The sequence below is a fragment of the Streptomyces sp. NPDC093094 genome (genome assembly GCF_044754345.1).
Lineage (GTDB): Bacteria > Actinomycetota > Actinomycetes > Streptomycetales > Streptomycetaceae > Streptomyces.
Genome location: NZ_JBIVOX010000012.1, coordinates 20,396 through 38,165 on the forward strand (window position 1 = coordinate 20,396; position 17,770 = coordinate 38,165).

17 protein-coding genes are annotated in these 17,770 nt (G+C 73.5%); 6 read left to right on the plus strand and 11 right to left on the minus strand.

Features of this window, described 5'->3' with window-relative positions; all coding sequences use genetic code 11:
* Window positions 1–12 precede the first annotated feature (12 nt).
* Window positions 13–837 (minus strand): hypothetical protein, encoded by an 825-nt coding sequence (locus ACIQGV_RS25155; RefSeq protein ID WP_402497694.1) that lies wholly within the window; start codon window positions 835–837, stop codon window positions 13–15.
* Between the two features lie 146 nt (window positions 838–983).
* On the opposite strand from ACIQGV_RS25155, the gene ACIQGV_RS25160 reads away from it, so the two are divergent.
* Window positions 984–1,157, plus strand: coding sequence for a hypothetical protein (locus ACIQGV_RS25160; protein ID WP_402497697.1), 174 nt, complete (start codon window positions 984–986; stop codon window positions 1,155–1,157).
* Here the strand turns inward: ACIQGV_RS25160 and ACIQGV_RS25165 are convergent.
* The 4 genes from ACIQGV_RS25165 to mshD all read right to left on the minus strand — a co-directional run bounded on the left by ACIQGV_RS25165 (window position 1,151) and on the right by mshD (window position 7,057).
* The gene (locus ACIQGV_RS25165) at window positions 1,151–1,603 is read right to left on the minus strand and encodes an NUDIX hydrolase (protein ID WP_402497698.1); all 453 of its coding nucleotides are present in this window, start codon (window positions 1,601–1,603) and stop codon (window positions 1,151–1,153) included. The two genes, ACIQGV_RS25160 and ACIQGV_RS25165, sit on opposite strands and share 7 nt — an antisense overlap.
* 46 nt (window positions 1,604–1,649) lie before the next feature.
* The gene (locus ACIQGV_RS25170) at window positions 1,650–2,726 is read right to left on the minus strand and encodes a CHAD domain-containing protein (protein WP_402497700.1); all 1,077 of its coding nucleotides are present in this window, start codon (window positions 2,724–2,726) and stop codon (window positions 1,650–1,652) included.
* A complete protein-coding gene (locus tag ACIQGV_RS25175) occupies window positions 2,707–5,049 on the minus strand; it encodes an RNA degradosome polyphosphate kinase (RefSeq protein ID WP_402497703.1) in 2,343 nt (780 codons plus the stop codon). Before ACIQGV_RS25175 ends, ACIQGV_RS25170 begins: the two co-directional genes overlap by 20 nt.
* Before the next feature lie 1,081 nt (window positions 5,050–6,130).
* The gene (mshD, locus tag ACIQGV_RS25180; RefSeq protein WP_402497705.1) at window positions 6,131–7,057 is read right to left on the minus strand and encodes a mycothiol synthase; all 927 of its coding nucleotides are present in this window, start codon (window positions 7,055–7,057) and stop codon (window positions 6,131–6,133) included.
* Window positions 7,058–7,197: 140 nt separating this feature from the next.
* Between mshD and ACIQGV_RS25185 the strand changes: the two genes are divergently transcribed.
* A complete protein-coding gene (locus ACIQGV_RS25185) occupies window positions 7,198–9,003 on the plus strand; it encodes a bifunctional metallophosphatase/5'-nucleotidase (protein ID WP_402497707.1) in 1,806 nt (601 codons plus the stop codon).
* Between the two features lie 113 nt (window positions 9,004–9,116).
* Window positions 9,117–9,503, plus strand: a complete 387-nt coding sequence (locus ACIQGV_RS25190) for a DUF6281 family protein (protein WP_402497709.1) — start codon at window positions 9,117–9,119, stop codon at window positions 9,501–9,503.
* 22 nt (window positions 9,504–9,525) lie between these two features.
* Here the strand turns inward: ACIQGV_RS25190 and ACIQGV_RS25195 are convergent, their stop codons facing one another.
* The 6 genes from ACIQGV_RS25195 to ACIQGV_RS25220 all read right to left on the minus strand — a co-directional run bounded on the left by ACIQGV_RS25195 (window position 9,526) and on the right by ACIQGV_RS25220 (window position 15,000).
* A complete protein-coding gene (locus ACIQGV_RS25195; RefSeq protein ID WP_402497712.1) occupies window positions 9,526–10,932 on the minus strand; it encodes a sensor histidine kinase in 1,407 nt (468 codons plus the stop codon).
* Window positions 10,929–11,660 (minus strand): response regulator transcription factor, encoded by a 732-nt coding sequence (locus ACIQGV_RS25200; RefSeq protein ID WP_402497715.1) that lies wholly within the window; start codon window positions 11,658–11,660, stop codon window positions 10,929–10,931. The genes ACIQGV_RS25195 and ACIQGV_RS25200 overlap by 4 nt, the downstream gene beginning before the upstream one ends.
* A gap of 67 nt (window positions 11,661–11,727) precedes the next feature.
* A complete protein-coding gene (locus ACIQGV_RS25205) occupies window positions 11,728–11,871 on the minus strand; it encodes a hypothetical protein (protein ID WP_402497717.1) in 144 nt (47 codons plus the stop codon).
* A 28-nt stretch (window positions 11,872–11,899) separates the two neighbouring features.
* Window positions 11,900–13,000 (minus strand): S1C family serine protease, encoded by a 1,101-nt coding sequence (locus ACIQGV_RS25210; RefSeq protein ID WP_402497719.1) that lies wholly within the window; start codon window positions 12,998–13,000, stop codon window positions 11,900–11,902.
* A gap of 100 nt (window positions 13,001–13,100) precedes the next feature.
* Window positions 13,101–14,123 carry a LacI family DNA-binding transcriptional regulator gene (locus ACIQGV_RS25215; RefSeq protein ID WP_402497722.1) on the minus strand — a complete coding sequence of 341 codons (1,023 nt, stop codon included), beginning with the start codon at window positions 14,121–14,123 and terminating at the stop codon, window positions 13,101–13,103.
* Window positions 14,124–14,220: 97 nt separating this feature from the next.
* Window positions 14,221–15,000: a response regulator transcription factor gene (locus ACIQGV_RS25220; protein WP_402497724.1), complete on the minus strand. Its 780-nt coding sequence runs from the start codon at window positions 14,998–15,000 to the stop codon at window positions 14,221–14,223.
* 170 nt (window positions 15,001–15,170) lie between these two features.
* Between ACIQGV_RS25220 and ACIQGV_RS25225 the strand changes: the two genes are divergently transcribed.
* Genes ACIQGV_RS25225 through ACIQGV_RS25235 form a run of 3 tightly spaced genes read left to right on the plus strand, consistent with a single transcriptional unit; the run spans window position 15,171 to window position 17,631 of the window.
* On the plus strand, window positions 15,171–16,040 hold the full coding sequence (locus ACIQGV_RS25225; RefSeq protein WP_402497726.1) for an alpha/beta hydrolase: 870 nt from the start codon (window positions 15,171–15,173) through the stop codon (window positions 16,038–16,040).
* Window positions 16,041–16,079: 39 nt separating this feature from the next.
* Window positions 16,080–16,334 carry a MoaD/ThiS family protein gene (locus tag ACIQGV_RS25230; RefSeq protein WP_402497729.1) on the plus strand — a complete coding sequence of 85 codons (255 nt, stop codon included), beginning with the start codon at window positions 16,080–16,082 and terminating at the stop codon, window positions 16,332–16,334.
* Between the two features lie 7 nt (window positions 16,335–16,341).
* Window positions 16,342–17,631 carry a hypothetical protein gene (locus ACIQGV_RS25235; RefSeq protein WP_402497731.1) on the plus strand — a complete coding sequence of 430 codons (1,290 nt, stop codon included), beginning with the start codon at window positions 16,342–16,344 and terminating at the stop codon, window positions 17,629–17,631.
* The last annotated feature ends 139 nt before the right edge of the window (window positions 17,632–17,770 follow it).

The window sequence follows — 17,770 nt, forward strand, 5'->3', positions numbered from 1 at the left end:
TCCGGCCGGCGCTCACTCCTCGGCGATACGGCCCGCGTAGATGTCCCGCTCGGCCGGCAGGCGTACGTCGGCCAGGGCCCCGAAGTCGTACAGCAGGGTCGTCGAGGCCACGGCCACGGTGCCCTCCCGTGTGCTGTTGACGAAGCTGAACCGGTGCCGGATCTTGCGGATGCGGCCCTCGGAGTCGAGGAACACGTCGAACGGCACCACCGCCGTGGCGAACCCTTTCGCCGCGGCCGAGAGGGAGGCCCGGCCGCCCTTGGACGCGCTGCGCGCCGCCACCGTCAGATCGGCCGTGCCCCGGTAGTGCCGCACCTGCGTGCCCGCGAGGTCGGTCGTGCCGACGAACTCGGCCGACCGGGTGCCGCGCAGCACCTCGGCCGCCGCGAACGGGTCGGTGGCCCCGCCGGTGACCAGGTTCCCGTCCGAGAGGCCGGCGGTCTCCACCCGGACCCATTTGTCGGCCGGCACCCCGGCACCCCGGTTCTTCATGAACAGGGCGCCCGGCGCGAGCAGTTCGGTGATCGGCCGGTGCTCGGAGCGGCCCGTCGGATCCCGCGGCAGCAGCACCTTCAGCCGGCCCAGCTGCCGGGTGTAGTCGTAGACGCCCTCGCCGCGGATGGTGACCCGGGTGCCGCCCGTCGCCATCTCCATCGACGTACGCGCCTTGGAGCTCTTCGCGTCCACCAGGGCGTCGGCGGCGTCGTGCAAGGTGCGCACCGGGTCCTCGACGGCGGCGCCGCGGCCGCCGCACCCGGAGGCGCCGAGACAGACACAGGCCATGAGCCCCGCCGTCACGACCGTCCCGCCCGCCCTGCCGTGCTGCCGCTCCGCCATCGCCCGCCTACCCCCAGCCGTACGTCCGTCAAGGGCCTCCCGTCGTGACGGTTAACGACGGGCAGGGCGCGGCCGTCACGCGGGCGCGGGAGTGAGACGAGGACTCGGAAGGCTGCCCTCACCCCTGGCTGGGTAACGTTGTCGGTGTGACGCAGCAGGAGGGCTTCGCGCCCGCTCAGGACCGTGCCGAGCACAGCACCACCACCGTTGAACAGGGGCCGTTCTGCGTGGCCCGGTGCACCTGCGGCTGGCGTGGCCCGGCCCGCCGCGCCCGCAGCCTCGCCCGTACGGACGCGGAGGGGCACGCGGCCGGTCAGTGAGACCGGCCGTACGACAGCAGCATCTCCGTCACCAGCTCCCGGTCGCGCGGCTGGGTCAGACGGTGGCGGGCCGTGACCGGGGACAGCCACAGGAGGCGGTCCACCTCGGTGTTGGGGACGAAGCCGCCTCCCGTGGCCTCGGCGGCCCAGTAACGGACCTCCTTCGGGCGGCCGGCCGCCAGGTAGCGCAGGGTGGCCAGCTCGGCGTCCGGGCGGGCCGTGTAGCCGGTCTCCTCCACGACCTCGCGCAGCGCGCCCGCCAGCGCGTCCTCGCCGCGTTTCAGCTTGCCCTTGGGGTGGGACCAGTCGTCGTACTTGGGCCGGTGCACCAGGCAGATCTCCAGCTCCCCGTCGACCGGGGAGCGGCGCCACAGGACACAGCCGGCCGCGCGGACGGGAGCGCCGTCCGCGGGGGAGGACGGAGGGGCCGGGGAGGCTGGGGACACGGCTGGTTCACCGCCTTCGTTCCACAGGGACCGGGGGAGGAGCGGGTCAGGGCGCGGCCACCGTCTGCTTCTGCCAGGACTGCTGGAAGGCGAAGCGCGCCGCCTCCACCTCGTGCCGCTGGTCGGCGTGGAGCACGCCGAGGGCGTACGCCGTCGCCGGGGCGATCCGCGGGGTGCGGGCGGCCTGAGCGGCGGCGGCCGCCGCCTCGGCGGCGTCCCGGTGCCGGTTCAGGGCCTGACCCGCGGTGAGCAGCCGTACGTCCACCGGCGCGTTCTGGCCGTACAGCACCTCACGGGCGTACCGGTGCAGCCGCAGCAGCAGCCGCACCTGGTGCCAGGGGCCGTCCTGGGGGTGCGGGGACAGGTCCGGGGACAGGCCGTGGACGAGGGCCTCCGCGTTGTACGGGCTGCCCGCGGTGACCAGCGGCAGCGCGACGACGGCGTCCGCGAGCCGCTCCTGGGCGGCCACCGCGAGCGGGCGCAGGTCGGTGCCGGCGGCGCCCGGCACCAGCGGCACCTCGCTGGCGAGCACGGCGACCTTGTCGGCGACCGCGTGGAAGCGGCTGCTGCCGAGCGCCTGCAGGGCGGTGGAGTGGGCCCGGGTGCGGGCCAGCGTCAGCTGGCGGTCGAGCAGGGCGCCCGCCTTCGCCGCCCCCACGGTGAGGTTGCCGCGTTCGGGCACCGGTGGGGCGCCGCCCGGGGTTCCGGACGGCTGGGCGGGCAGCGCCGCCGAACCCGACAGCCGGTGCAGCGCGGCCAGCAGCCGCTCCAGGCGGGCGGCGAAGGCGTGCTCCAGCGCGAGGGTGCCCGACAGCCAGGCGAGTTCGGGACGCATGCCCTCCGACCAGTCCGTGTCCAGCAGGGGACGGTAGGTGTGCAGGCTGCCGCTGATGCGGCGGGCCGAGCGGCGCAGGGCACGCGCCGCTCCGGCGGACTCCGGCGTGCCGCCGTCCCCCGCGCCCGGACGCGCCCGCGCGGGGGCGCTCCCACCGGTACCGGTCTCCCGGTGCCGGCGCAGCGCGCGCAGGAACTCCGTGGCCTGGCACCGGAGATGACCCGCGAGGGCCTCTCCGGTCACCGGCTGGGCCAGGGGGTCCGTCGGTTCAAGGTGTTGCTTTGCCACGCCGGCGCCTCCGGGCGTCTATGAGCATCTCCTGGACGTTCCTCAGGGGCTGGCCCTCCGAGTCCACCGCGTGCCGGGTCCACTCGCCGTCCGGCCCCAGGTGCCAGGAGGCCGTGGTGTCGGACATGCCGGTCTCCAGCAGCCGGTTGAGCGCGGCGCGGTGGGCCGGGTCGACGACCCTGACCAGGGCTTCGATACGGCGGTCGAGGTTGCGGTGCATCATGTCGGCGCTGCCCATCCACACCTCGGGCTCGCCGCCGTTGCCGTAGACGAAGATCCGCGAGTGCTCCAGGAAGCGGCCGAGGACCGAGCGGACCCGGATGTTCTCCGACAGGCCCGCCACCCCCGGGCGCACGGCACAGATGCCGCGCACCCAGATGTCGACCGGCACGCCCGCCTGGGACGCGCGGTACAGGGCGTCGATGATGACCTCGTCGACCATCGAGTTGGCCTTGATGCGGATGAACGCGGGGCGTCCGGCACGGTGGTGCTGGACCTCCTTGTTGATCCGCGACACCAGGCCGTCCCGCAGGGACTTCGGGGCGACCAGCAGCCGGCGGTAGGTCTCGCGGCGCGAGTAGCCGGAGAGCCGGTTGAACAGGTCCGACAGGTCGGCGCCGACCTGCGGGTCCGCCGTCAGCAGACCGAGGTCCTCGTAGAGGCGGGCCGTCTTGGGGTGGTAGTTGCCGGTGCCGACGTGGCTGTAGCGGCGCAGGGTGTCGCCCTCCTGGCGGACCACCAGCGACAGCTTGCAGTGGGTCTTCAGGCCGACCAGGCCGTAGACCACGTGGCAGCCGGCCTCCTCCAGCTTGCGCGCCCACTTGATGTTGGCGTGCTCGTCGAAGCGCGCCTTGATCTCGACCAGCACGAGGACCTGCTTGCCGGCCTCGGCGGCGTCGATCAGCGCGTTGACTATCGGGGAGTCGCCGGAGGTGCGGTACAGGGTCTGCTTGATCGCGAGGACGTCCGGGTCCTCGGCGGCCTGCTCCAGGAATGCCTGCACCGACGTGGAGAACGAGTCGTAGGGGTGGTGCAGCAGGACGTCCCGGCTGCGCAGCGCGGCGAAGATGTCCGGCGGGGAGGCGGACTCCACCTCGGCGAGGTCGCGGTGGGTGCCGGCGATGAACTTGGGGTACTTCAGCTCCGGCCGGTCCAGGCCGTGGATGCGGAACAGGCCGGTCAGGTCGAGCGGGCCGGGCAGCGGGTAGACCTCCGCCTCGGTGATCTTCAGCTCGCGCACCAGCAGGTCGAGCACCTCGCGGTCGATGGACTCCTCGACCTCCAGGCGCACCGGCGGGCCGAAGCGGCGCCGCATGAGTTCTTTCTCCAGGGCCTGGAGGAGGTTCTCGGCGTCGTCCTCCTCGACCTCCAGGTCCTCGTTGCGCGTGATGCGGAAGGCGTGGTGCTCCAGCACCTCCATGCCCGGGAACAGCTCCTCCAGGTGCGCGGCGATGACGTCCTCGATGGGGACGTAGCGGCCGGGGCTGGACTCCAGGAAGCGGGACAGCAGCGGCGGCACCTTCACCCGGGCGAAGTGCCGGTGGCCGCTGACCGGGTTGCGCACGACGACGGCCAGGTTCAGCGACAGGCCGGAGATATAGGGGAAGGGGTGTGCCGGGTCGACCGCCAGCGGGGTCAGCACGGGGAAGATCTGGTGCCGGAAGAGGGTGAACAGGCGGGCCTGCTCCTTCTCCGTCAGCTCGCTCCAGCGGACCAGGTGGATGCCCTCCTCCGCGAGGCCCGGGGCGACGTCCTCGTGGAAACAGGCGGCGTGCCGGGCCATCAGTTCGCGGGAGCGGGCCCAGATCATCTCCAGGACCTGGGTGGGCTGCAGGCCGGAGGCGGAGCGGGTGGCGACGCCGGTGGCGATACGGCGCTTCAGGCCGGCGACCCGGACCATGAAGAACTCGTCCAGGTTGCTGGCGAAGATCGCGAGGAAGTTGGCCCGCTCCAGGAGAGGGGTGTTCGGGTCCTCGGCGAGTTCCAGAACCCGCTCGTTGAACGCGAGCCAACTGCGCTCCCGGTCCAGGAACCGGCCCTGTGGCAGCTGGACCCCGTCCTCCTGGGTGTCCTCGTACGCGTCGAGGTCGGCGTCGAGGTCGGGTTCCAGATCGGAGACCGCGGCGGCCACCGTGTGAGGGCGGTGCGCGGCTATGGAGCCCACGGAGGGCTGCGGGTGCTGGACCTCGGCTGCGGTGTTCTGCTGGCTCATGGACCCATTCTTCCGCGCCAACAGGCTGACCGGCGCGTCGGACGTCGCGGGCGGGAGCGTGGCGGCGGCCCGCTCGGGGGGCGGCGAAGGCTCTGGCACGGCGGGGTTCATTGGCCGAGCGTCGCAAGGATGTCTGAACCGATGGTTACGGAGACATGGCGTGCGGGATAGCGGGGAGCGGATCGAGGGCGATCACGGGCCCGGAACCAGACCTTCCTCCCCCTCCGGCATCGCGACGGGGCCCGCACCGGGCGGAGGCGGGGCGGAGGCGGAGGCCGGGCCCGAGGCCCGGGAAGGCGGGGACGCGGCGGTGGCCGGGAACGGCGGGCGGCGGGCGGCGGCGGCCGTGTACCGGAAGGACCGGTGTTCCCCGCCGCGGCGGGGGCGGAGGGGCGGTGCGGGCGCCGCCCGCACCGGGGGCCCCGCCGCGGGGCTCGCGACCCCTGCGGGCTCCGACGGCCTGCGGTGCCGGTGCGCGGGCCCCTGCCGGCCGTGCGGCTCGCGGCGCCCGGTGCGGCCCTGCTGCCGGGTGGGCGGTGCCCCGCCGGGGCGCGGGCCCCTGCCGGTGGCCTGTACGGGCTCCCCGGTGCGGAGCCGATGAGCGGCGGGGCCGTGGCGGGGGTCCCGCCCCTCCGGTGGCCGGTGCCAGGTCCCGTCCGCGGGTCCCGGCGGGTGGTGCCGGTTCCGGGAGCGGGTCCCGAGGCGCGGCCGGGCAGGCCCCGTCCGCCGGCGGACGGCGTCGGAGCCCGCTTCTGTCCCGCGGGTGGAGCCGGAGGCGCGGTGTCCGGGGCTCCTGCCCGCAGGGCCGGCTTGCGGCGGGTGGTCGGCCTCGGGGCCGCTTCTGTTCCGCGGGTGGGGCGGGGACGCGGTGTCCGGGGGTTCCTGTCCGCAGGGTCGGCTTGCGGTGGGGCGGGCTTTGCCCGGTGCGGTCCCTCCGTGGGTTCGCCCGCCGGGGCCGTCGGCGGGTGGTGCCGGGGCCGCTTCTGTTCCGCGGGTGGGGCGGGGACGCGGTGTCCGGGGGCTCCTGCCCGCAGGGCCGGCTTCGGTGGGGCGGGCTTTGCCCGGTGCGGCTTCTGTACGTCCCCGCGGGGCCGCCCGACGGGCCCCTCTCTCCCGCGGTCCCTTCCGCCGGGACCGCCAGGGGCGAGGGGGCCTTCGCCGGGGTGGAGGCCCTGGGCGCGGTCTCCCGGGATCAGGTCTCCGTGCGGTACATCAGGTCCGCCTCGTGGGTCGTGAAGCCCAGCGCCTCGTACACCGCGACGGCGGCCTTGTTGTCGGCGTCGACGTAGAGCATGGCCGTCGGCAGGCCCTGGGCCGCCAGATGGTTCAGCCCGATCGTGGTGAGCGCCTTGCCCAGGCCCTCGCCCTGCGCGTCCGGCGAGACACCGACCACGTACACCTCGCCGAGCTGCTCCGCGGCGTGCACCTTCGTCCAGTGGAAGCCGACCAGCTCCTCACCGCGCAGGGCGAGGAAGAAACCGGCCGGGTCGAACCAGGGCTCGGCCTTGCGGTCGTCGAGGTCACGCTGGGTGAGAGAGCCCTGTTCGGGGTGGTGCGCGAAGGCGGCCGCGTTCACCGCGAGCCAGGCCGCGTCGTCCTCACCGGGCACGAACGTACGGACCGTCACCCCCTCCGCCGGCACCGGCTCGGGCAGCTCCAGCCCCGTCAACGGCCGACGCATCTGACGCAGTTCGCGGAACAGGGTCAGGCCGAGCACCTGGGCCAGATGACGGGCGGCCGGGTGGCCCCCGTGCGCCCACACCCGCAGCCGTTTGCCGGACGAGGCGAGCAGCGCCGAGCCGAGCACCCGGCCGTGCCCGTGCCCCCGGTGCGAGGGGTGGACGACCAGCTCGGCGGCCGGCGCCTCCACCGGGTCGGTGTCCTCCAGCTGGGCGTAGCCCACGAGTTCGCCGCCGACGGTGAGCAGCAGATGGGACACGCCCGCGCGCTCGCCGCCGCGCAGCTGGAGCCGGCCCTGTTCGGACACCGCCTGCTGGCCGTCGTTACGGGCCGCGTCGGCGAGCAGGGCGAGTACGGCGCCGATCTGCTCCGCGTCGAGCGCGGTGAAGGTCTCGACGGAGCGGGATTGGCCGGGCCGTGCGAAGTCGTCGCTGGTCATGCCTACGAGGGTAAAGGGCCGCACCCGCGAAGGAGCGGCAAAGGGAAACCCAGATGTAACCGTGAAACCCCTGTCGCGCTACGCGCGTTGACTCTAGGCTGCGCCCGGACCGAGCCATCACATGCACCACAGGGGGGCGCATGCCTGCCACACCTCAGCCGCATCACCGCGGACGCCGTACGCACCGGCTTCTCGCGGCCGCCGCAGCACTCACCACGGTCGGCGCGCTCGCCGCCGCGCTGCCCGGCACCGCGAGCGCCCACGAGGCCGACCGCACCGGAAAGCACCCGGGCCGCTACCAGGACGTGCAGCTGCTGTCGTTCAACGACCTGCACGGCAACCTGGAGCCGCCGGCCGGTTCCTCCGGCCGGGTCACCGAGCTGCAGGCGGACGGCACCACGAAGACCATCGACGCGGGCGGTGTCGAGTACCTGGCCACGCATCTGCGCAAGGCGCGCGAGGGCAAGAAGTACTCCATCACCGCCGCCGGCGGCGACATGGTCGGCGCCTCCCCGCTGCTGTCGGGCCTGTTCCACGACGAGCCCACCATCGAGGCGCTGAACGGGCTGGACCTCGACGTCACCTCCGTCGGCAACCACGAGTTCGACGAGGGCGCGCGCGAGCTGGGCCGTCTGCAGTACGGCGGCTGCCACCCCACCGCGGGCTGCTACGCGGACAAGAAGTTCAAGGGCGCCGACTTCCCCTACCTCGCCGCGAACGTCCTGAACGAGCGGACCGGCCGCCCGATCCTCCAGCCGTACACGGTGTGGCGGAAGAACGGCGTCAAGATCGGCTTCATCGGTGTGACGCTGGAGGACACCCCCGGCGTCGTCTCCGCCGAGGGCGTCAAGGGCCTCAAGTTCAAGGACGAGGTCGAGACGATCAACAAGTACGCCGCGATCCTGCAGAAGCAGGGCGTGAAGTCGATCGTCGCGCTGATCCACGAGGGCGGCGCCCCGGCGTCCGGGTCGTACAACTACAACTGCGACTCCCCGGGCGCGGGCGCCGGCATCTCCGGCCCGATCGTCGACATCGCGAAGAACATCACGCCGAAGGTCGACGCGCTGGTCACCGGTCACACGCACGCCGCGTACGTCTGCTCGGTCCCCGACCCGTCGGGCAAGGCCCGCATGGTCACCTCGGCCGCCTCCTTCGGCCGCCTCTACACCGACACCACGCTGACGTACGACCGCTGGACGGGTGACATCGCTCGTACGTCGGTGAAGTCGGCGAACCGCGTGGTCACCCGTGACGTGCCGAAGGCCGCCGACATGACGGCCCTGATCGGCAGGTGGAACGAGCTGGCCGCGCCCATCGGCAACCGCGCCATCGGCTACATCTCCGGCGACATCGGCAACACCGGCACCGAGTCGCCGCTCGGCGACCTCATCGCCGACGCCCAGCTCGCCTACGGCAAGGAGCTCGACCCGGAGACCGACCTGGCCCTGATGAACCCCGGCGGCATCCGCGCGCCCCTCACCTTCGCCGCCAAGGGCGCCGAGGGCGACGGCGTCGTCACCTACGCCGAGGCGTTCGCGGTCCAGCCGTTCGCCAACACGGTCAACCTCCAGTCCTTCACCGGCGCGCAGCTGATCCAGGTCCTGAAGGAGCAGGTCAGCGGCGTCAACGCGGCCGCCCCGAAGTACCTCCAGATCTCGGCCGGCCTCACCTACACCCTGGACCTGACCAAGGCCGGCGCGGACCGCGTGGTCACGGACTCCGTCAAGCTCAACGGCGCCCCGGTCGACCCGGCCGCCACCTACCGCGTCGCGACGAACTCCTTCCTCGCGGGCGGCGGCGACGGCTTCACCACCCTCGGCCAGGGCACCGGCGACCTGGTCGGCGCCGACGACCTCGTCGCCCTGGAGAAGTACCTGACGGCCAACACCTCGGCCGCCTCCCCGCTGGCCCCGCCCGCGGCGAACCGCATCACCGTCGTGAAGTGACCCCGGCCTGACCCGGAAGGGGCCCGGCAGACCTGTGAGGTCCGCCGGGCCCCTTCTCGTCCGTCCGCGGGCGGGACGCCGAACGAAAGGGCGGGGTCCCGCGTCCTGGTGACGTGAAACGAACTGTGGTGGGTGCGGGGGTACTTGCGGTCACGGCGCTGCTCGCCGGCTGCACGGTGACGGACGGCGGCGGGGAGGGTGCCGCGTCCTGCGCGTACGTCGTGCTGTACGAGGGGCGCCGGTATCTGGACCATGAACCGGCGGACGTAGAGGTCGGGGAGCGGCTCGGCACCGCCGTGAAGCCGGGCTGCGACGACACGGGGGGCTACCCCGACGATCCCGGCACCCCCGACGAGCGGGTGCCCGTCTACGCGATCGAGGGCGTCGACCCGGCGCTGGCCTTCGTCCTGGACCCCTCCGCCCCGGACGTGGTCCTGGTGGCGGAGGAGGCGGAGAGGACGCTGCCGCCCGAGGTGCGCAGGCTTCTGCGGACCGGCTGACCTGTGCCTGGCTGACCTGTGCCTAGGGGACCTCGGGCGGAGGTGTGGCCGCTCCCGGCAGGGTGAGCGTCGCGACCGTGCCGCCGCCCTCCGCCGGGGCCAGGCCCACCTCGCCGCCGGAGCGGTGGACCGTACGGGCGACGATCGACAGGCCCAGGCCGGAGCCGGGGAGGGAACGGGCCGAGGGGGAGCGCCAGAAGCGGTCGAAGACGTGCGGGAGTTCGTCGGCGGGGATGCCGGGGCCGTGGTCGCGGACCCGCAGGGTGCCCTGCGTCAGACTCACCTCGATCGTGCCGTTCGGCGGGCTGAACTTCACCGCGTTGTCGAGGACGTTGACCACGGCCCGCTCCAGCGCGGCCGGTTCGGCGCGGACGTACCAGGGGCTCAGCTCCGCGGTGACGGTCAGCTCCGGGCCGCGCAGCCGGGCCCGGCGCAGGGCCGCCTCCACCGTGTCCTCCAGCGAGACCACCTGGACGCGCTCGCCCCGCTGGCCCTCCGACCGCGACAGTTCCTGGAGGTCGCCGATCAGCGCGGCCAGCTCCGTCATCTGCGCCTTCACCGAGGCCAGCAGCGCCCTGCGGTCCGCCTCCGGCAGGGGGCGTCCGGTCTCCTCGCTGCGGGTGAGCAGCTCGATGTTGGTGCGCAGGGAGGTGAGGGGGGTGCGCAGTTCGTGGCCGGCGTCCGCGATGAGCTGCTGCTGGAGGTCCCGGGAGCCGGCCAGCGCCGTCGTCATCGAGTTGAACGAACGGGAGAGCCGGGCGATCTCGTCCTCGGCGTCCTCCTCCACGGGGATCCGCACCGTGAGGTCCTCCGTACGGGCCACGTGCTCCACGGTCTCCGTGAGCTTGTCCACCGGCCGCAGCCCCGCCCGCGCCACCGCCAGGCCGGCGGCTCCGGCGCCGAGGACCCCGATGCCGGAGAGCAGAAGGAGAAGCAGGGCCAGCTCGTCCAGGGTGTCCTGGATGTCCTTCAGCGGCAGCGCGATCAGCAGGGCGACCCCGCCGCCCAGCGGCAGGGTCAGTGCCCGTACGGGCTTGCCGTCGGCGTCCTCGCCGGTCCGGAAGCGCACGTCGCTCTGCGGGTTCTGCGCGACGTCCGTGTCGCCGTCGGTGGCGCGGACCGACCCGGCCGAGTTCTCGAAGACGCAGGAGGTGCCGTCGGCCTTCACCAGCTCCAGGTACGCCTGGTTGCGGGGGCCGACGGGCACGGCGTCGTCCGTGGTCTGGGCGCAGGAGGCCAGGGTCTGCCGGATGTCGGGGATCGAGACCCGGACGTTTCCATGGCGCAGGTTGTCGTCCACCTGGTTGTACAGCTGGCCCTTCACCAGGAACCAGCACGTCACCGAGACCGCCGCCACCGCGAAGGCCACTGCCGCCGCGACCAGCAGGGCCAGCCGGGAGCGCAGCGGGAGCGAGCGCAGTCGGTTCACTCCGAGCCGCCCTGGCGCAGGACGTACCCGACGCCCCGGACGGTGTGGACCAGGCGGGCCTCGCCGCCCGCCTCCGTCTTGCGGCGCAGGTACATGACGTAGACGTCCAGGGAGTTCGACGACGGCTCGAAGTCGAAGCCCCAGACCGCCTTGAGGATCTGCTCACGGGTGAGGACCTGGCGGGGGTGGGCCAGGAACATCTCCAGCAGGGTGAACTCCGTGCGGGTCAGTTCCACCGGCCGGCCGCCGCGGGTGACCTCGCGGGTGGCGAGGTCCATGCGCAGGTCGGCGAAGGCCAGTGCCTCGTCCCGGGGGGCCGGGTCCGTGTCCGCCACGTAGGAGCTGCGGCGCAGGAGGGCCCGGATACGGGCGAACAGCTCGTCCAGCTCGAAGGGCTTGACCAGGTAGTCGTCGGCGCCGGCGTCGAGGCCCGTCACCCGGTCGCCCACCGTGTCGCGGGCCGTCAGCATCAGGATCGGGGTCGTGTCGCCCGCCCCGCGGATGCGGCGCGCGGCCGTCAGGCCGTCCATGCGGGGCATCTGGATGTCCAGGACGATCAGGTCCGGCCGGTAGACGGTCGCCTTGTCCAGCGCGTCCATGCCGTCGACGGCGACCTCGGTGCCGTACCCCTCGAAGGCGAGGCTGCGCTGGAGTGCTTCGCGCACCGCGGGCTCGTCGTCGACGATGAGGATGCGCTGGGGGTCACGGTCGCCTTCGGCGGGGCTCATGGGCGGGTGTTCCTCGCGTGGGGTGGGGACGGGGATGAGGTGCTCGCGCGCGGTGCTGTCGCGCTTCTCAGCCTCGCACGTCCGGGGCCGTACGGCGGCGGGCGGCGGACCGGCGGCGGGTGCGGGCGGCCGCGGCGCGGGGCGCGACCTCGGGCGCCGTGTTCTGCACGGCGCCCGTGTTCTGTGCGATGGCTGTGATCGGCTCGGTCATGACGTGCTCCTCACGGCGGCCGGACGGGTCAGTCGGTCGCACCGGCGCGCAGCTTCGCCAGGTCCGCCTTCACGGTGTCGATCGGGATCGCGAAGCCGAGACCCACACTGCCCGCGTCCGCGGAGGAGCTCGAACCGGCCGAGTAGATGGCGGAGTTGATCCCGATGATGTTGCCGTTCATGTCGATCAGCGCGCCGCCGGAGTTGCCGGGGTTGAGGGACGCGTCGGTCTGGATCGCCTTGTACGTCGTCGTGGACGAACCGGTGTCGCCGTTGAACTCGCGGCCGCCGAACTCGAAGGGCCAGCCGCCGTCCGGCTGCTGTTGCTGCTGCCCCTCGCCGGTGGAGACGGTGACATCGCGGTCGAGGGCGGAGACGATGCCGCTGGTCACCGTGCCGGTGAGGCCCTCGGGGGAGCCGATCGCGACGACCTGGTCGCCGATCCGGACGGCGCCGGAGTCGCCGAGGGAGGCCGCCTTGAGACCGGACGCGCCGGACAGCTCGATCAGGGCGAGGTCCTTGGCGCTGTCGGTGCCGACGACCTCGGCCGGATACTCCTTGCCGTCGCTGGTCCGCACGCTGATCTGCGAGGCGCCGGAGACGACGTGGTTGTTGGTGACGATCTCGCCGTCGTCGGTGATGATCACGCCGGAGCCGGTGGAGGAGCCGGCGCCGCCGGTCGCGCTGATCTCCACGATGCTCGGGCTGACCGCCTCGGCGACCCCGGCGACCGTGCCCTTCTTGCTGACGGGGACCACGTCGGTGGCGGGGGCGGCGGCCGTGGCGGTGTCGCCGGCCAGCTCCTGGATGCCGTAGGCGGTGCCGCCGCCGACCGCCGCCGCGACGATCGCGACCGCGGCGAGAAGGGCCGCCGGGCCGCGCCGGCGCTCGCGCGGCCGGGTCACGGGCTCGGTCAGCAGCGTGGTGGGCGCGTACGCGGGCGGAGGCGGCCACTCCGGATTCACCGGGGGCGCCGGAGGTGCCGGGGGTGCCGGGGTCTGGGCGTTCACCGGGTTCGCGAAGCTCGCTGAGGGGGCGCCGGGGTACTGCTCGCCGCTCTGGTACGGGTGCTGCGCGCCGCCCTGGTACGGGTGCTCGTACTCGCCGCTTCGGCGGTTGCTCTCGGTCATGTCCAGGAGCTTGGCGCCCGACCATGAGAGCTTCCTGAGTGCCGTCTGAGAAGCCCGGCAGAACCTCGTATGCCCGATATGAAGGACTGTCCGGCGGGGGCTACACGCAGCCGCAGGAGCTGCGTACCACCAGCCGCGAGGGGAAGACCTTCAGCCGCTCGCGGCGGGAGCCCGCGACCCGCAGCCCGTCGTCGAGGACGAGGTCGACGGACGCGCGGGCCATCGCCGAGCGGTCCGAGGCGACCGTGGTGAGCGGCGGGTCGGCCAGCGCCGCTTCCTTGATGTCGTCGAAGCCGGCCACGGCCAGCTCGCCGGGAACGTCGATCCGCAGTTCGCGCGCCGCGCGCAGCACGCCTATCGCCTGGTCGTCGGTGGAGCAGAAGACCGCGGGCGGGCGGCGGGGCCCGGACAGGATGTCCAGGGCGACGCGATAGGCGTCGTAGCGGTTGTACGGCGCCTCGAACAGCCGGCCCTCGGTGGACAGGCCCGCCTCGTCCATCGCGCGCTTCCAGCCCTCGACGTGGTCGGAGACCGGGTCGCCGACGGCCGGGGTCTCGGCGGTGCCGCCCATGCAGGCGACGTACGGGTGGCCGTGCTCCAGCAGGTGGCGCACGGCGAGCTGGGCGCCGCCCAGGTCGTCCGTGACGACGGCGACGTCGTCGATGGACTCGGGCCGCTCGTGCAGCAGCACCACACGGGCGTCCCATGCCTCGATCTCGGCGGCCGCCATGTCGTTCAGCGCGTGGGAGACGAGGATCAGGCCCGAGACGCGCATCCCGAGGAACGCGCGCAGATAGTGCACCTCGCGCTCGCTCACATAGTCGGTGTTGCCGACCAGGACCATCTTTCCGCGCTCGGAGGCGGCCTGCTCGACCGCGTGCGCCATCTCCCCGAAGAAGGGCTGGCGCGCGTCGGGGATGATCAGACCTATGAGGTCCGTGCGCCGCGAGGCCATGGCCTGCGCGACACGGTCGGGCCGGTAGCCCAGCTCCTTGATGGCGGCGAGGACACGCTCGCGCGTGGCCGGGGCGACCGGCCGGGGTCCGTTGTTGATGACGTAGCTGACGACGGCGGTGGAGGTTCCCGCAAGTCGTGCAACGTCATCCCGAGTCACCTTGGCCACGCGCGGAGTCTACGCGGATGGACCGGCTCTGGGCAGGGCGTGAAGGAGCTCGGTGAGGAGCTCCCTGTGCGGGTGCAACGCCCCGCCCGGCTGTCCCTCATGCGTCGGCCGTGACCTCTGCGGCCGTCTGGGAGGCGGTGTTGTCCGCATCTTCCGGCTTTGGCCGGGCCGCCTTGGCCTTCGCCTCGTCGGCGGCGCGCTCGACTTTTTCGGGAGTAACGAATCGATAACCGACGTTCCGGACGGTTCCGATGAGCGCCTCGTGCTCGGGGCCGAGCTTCGCCCGCAGCCGTCGTACGTGCACGTCGACCGTCCGGGTGCCGCCGAAGTAGTCGTAGCCCCAGACCTCCTGGAGCAGCTGGGCGCGGGTGAAGACGCGGCCGGGGTGCTGGGCGAGGTACTTCAGGAGCTCGAACTCCTTGAAGGTCAGGTCCAGGACCCGGCCCTTCAGCTTGGCGGAGTAGGTCGCCTCGTCGACCGAGAGGTCGCCGTTGCGGATCTCCATGGGGGAGTCGTCGTTGACGATCTGCTGCCGGCCCATGGCGAGCCTCAGCCGCGCCTCCACCTCGGCGGGCCCCGCCGTGTCCAGCAGGACGTCGTCGATGCCCCAGTCGGCGGTGACGGCGGCCAGGCCGCCCTCGGTGACGACGAGCAGGAGCGGACAGCCGGGTCCGGTGGAGCGCAGGAGCTGGCACAGGCTGCGGACCTGGGGAAGGTCGCGGCGGCCGTCGACGAGGATCACGTCGGCGCCCGGGGTGTCGACGAGCGCGGGTCCCTCCGCCGGGGCGACCCGCACGTTGTGCAGAAGCAGGCCGAGGGCGGGGAGCACCTCCGTCGACGGCTGGAGAGCGTTGGTCAGGAGCAGCAGAGAACTCATACGTCTGGTTCCTTCCTCGGTCCCTGCGAGGACGATGCGGTACGGAACTGCTCTGCGATCCCGGGGCCCCGTACACCTGCGGTTTCCCGCTTCGTATACAACGCTTCCGAAAGCACAAAAGGACCCGGGGGCAACGCTGCCCGAGTCCTCTGCCCAGCAGAATAGCCGACATGAGCAACGCTCCGGCAGGTGATGTGGCACGTTCCACCGTTCGTCCGCATGGCGAGACAGGCGGAAGTGCACCATTGCGGACGTATCTGCGCACGGCCGACGGGGTTCGGATCGATTTCGTATACGATCCGCGTCCGGTTGTATACGAAGCGCCCGACGGACGCGGCACCGCGCCGGACACCTCCCCGCCACCCCCCGTCGATCCGGTGTTCGTCGTCGCCCACGGCTTCACGGGGGACGTCGACAGGCCGCACGTGCGCCGCATCGCGGCCGCGCTCGGACGGTACGGGGCCGTCCTCACCTTCTCCTTCCGCGGTCACGGCCGTTCCGGGGGCCACTCCACGGTCGGCGACCGGGAGGTGCTCGACCTGGCCGCAGCCGTGGCCTTCGCGCGGGAACGGGGGCACACGCGCGTGGTCACCGTCGGCTTCTCCATGGGCGGCTCGGTCGTGCTGCGGCACGCGGCGCTGCACCCGGGCGCCGCCGACGCGGTCGTCTCCGTCAGCGCGCCCGCCCGCTGGTACTACCGCGGCACCGCCCCCATGAGGCGGCTGCACTGGCTGGTCACCCGCCCCGCGGGCCGGCTCGTCGGCCGCTACGGCTTCCGCACCCGCATCCACGGCAAGGAGTGGGACCCCGTGCCGCTGTCACCCGTGGAGGCGGTCCCGCGGATCGCGCCCACCCCGCTGCTGATCGTCCACGGCGACCGGGACGGCTACTTCCCCCTCGACCACCCCCGCATGCTGGCCGCCGCCGCGGGCGAGCACGGCGAACTCTGGCTGGAGCCCGGCATGGGCCACGCCGAGCACGCCGCCGGCGACGCCCTGCTGGCCAGGATCGGGGACTGGGCGGTGTCCAGGGCGGGCTAGCCTGACCCTGTTCACTGCCGAACCGACTAGAGGGACGAGATGGCAAAGGTCACGGTCCGCTACTGGGCCGCCGCCAAGGCCGCGGCCGGCGTCGCCGAGGAGCGCTTCGAGGCCGGGACGCTCGCCGGGGCGCTCGACGCGGCGCGCGAGCGGCACCCCGGCGAACTCGCACGCGTCCTGCTGCGCTGCTCGTTCCTCGTCGACGGCGACCCCGTCGGGACCCGCGCGCACGACACGGTACGGCTGGCCGAGGGCGGCACGGTCGAGGTGCTCCCGCCGTTCGCAGGAGGATGACCGGACCATGAGCAACCAGCCTCACCAGGGCTATCAGGGGCCCTACGGCGGTCAGCACGACGGCCGGGGCGGCGCGTACGACCCGTACGCGCAGCAGCAGCCCTATCCGCAGTCCTACGAGGACCCGCAGACCACCCAGCAGTGGCAGGGGCAGACCTGGGAGACCCAGCTCCAGGCCCCCGTCGACGCGGGGGGCACCGCGGGCGCGGCGTATCCGGCGCCGCAGCAGTACGGCACGCCGGAGGCGCAGGGCGGTGCCCAGGGGCCCGCTCACGGGCAGGGCGACGCCCAGGCGCAGGCGCGGCTCCAGGGCTGGCAGCAGCCGCAGCCGCCCGCGCAGGGCTTCGCCGGCGGTGCCGCGATGCCGGGGGCCGGGAGCCCGATGCCGGGGGCCGGGAGCCCGATGCCGGGGGCCGGTGCCGCGATGCCCGCTCCTGGTGCCGCCGTGCCCGCGCCAGCCGCGGCTTCCGCCCCGTCCGCCGACGGGTCCGCCGACGGCTCCGGTCCCGCCTACGGTCCCGCCACCCTCGCCGGCAACTCCCGGATCACCGACGCCCAGCGGGCCCGGCTGGAGGGCCGCTCCCCGATCATCGACCCCGGCATGCAGCCCGCGCTGCTCACGGCACTGCTGGGTCTGCTGCTGTCGGGTGCCGCGGCGATCGGCTCGTACGCCCTGCTCGTGCCGCTGGTCGCGCTCCAGGGCCTCACCGCCGCGGGCTGGTTCCGGCTGAACGGCATGTGGCCGGCCCGGCAGGGCATCGCGCTCGCCTTCGCCGGGGCGCTCGCCGCGGACGCGGCGCTGCTGGTGGTCGGGCGGGACGACGCCCCGGCGGCCATCCTCGGCACGCTCGGGGTCTGGGTGCTGCTCGTCCTGGTCCTCCAGCTGCGCTCGCACGCCGACCCGGACGAGCGGATGTACGGCCTGATGGCCACCGTGGTCTCGGCGGCGCTCGCGATCCTCGCGGCCGCCTTCCTCGCGGCGGAGCCCGACGCGGCGACGGTCGGTGCGGCGGCGGTCGCCGTGGCCGTGCCGGCCCGGGCGCTGCCCCTGCCGACGCCCGCCTCCGTCGTCGTGGCGCTGCTCGCGGCGGCCGGCGCGGGCATCGCGGCCGGCGGCATGACCGGGGCCGGCACCCGGGGCGCCCTCGTCGGCGCCGGAGCGGCGGTGTGCGCGCTGATCGGCCACCGGGTCGCCGCCTACGACTACCCGTCCCGCTTCGTCCACTTCACCGCGGGTGTCGCCCTGCCGCTGGCGGCGGCCGCGCCGGTGGTGTGGGTGCTGGGCCGGGGGCTGTAGACCGGGGGCTCCGGAGGAGGAGCCGCAGGGAAAGCACGCGAAGGGCCGGGGCGGGTTCGCCCCGGCCCTTCCGTCACAGCTGATCGACAATCCGAGGGCGCCCTCGCCCGCCCGGGTTACCGTGACAGGCGACCGAACG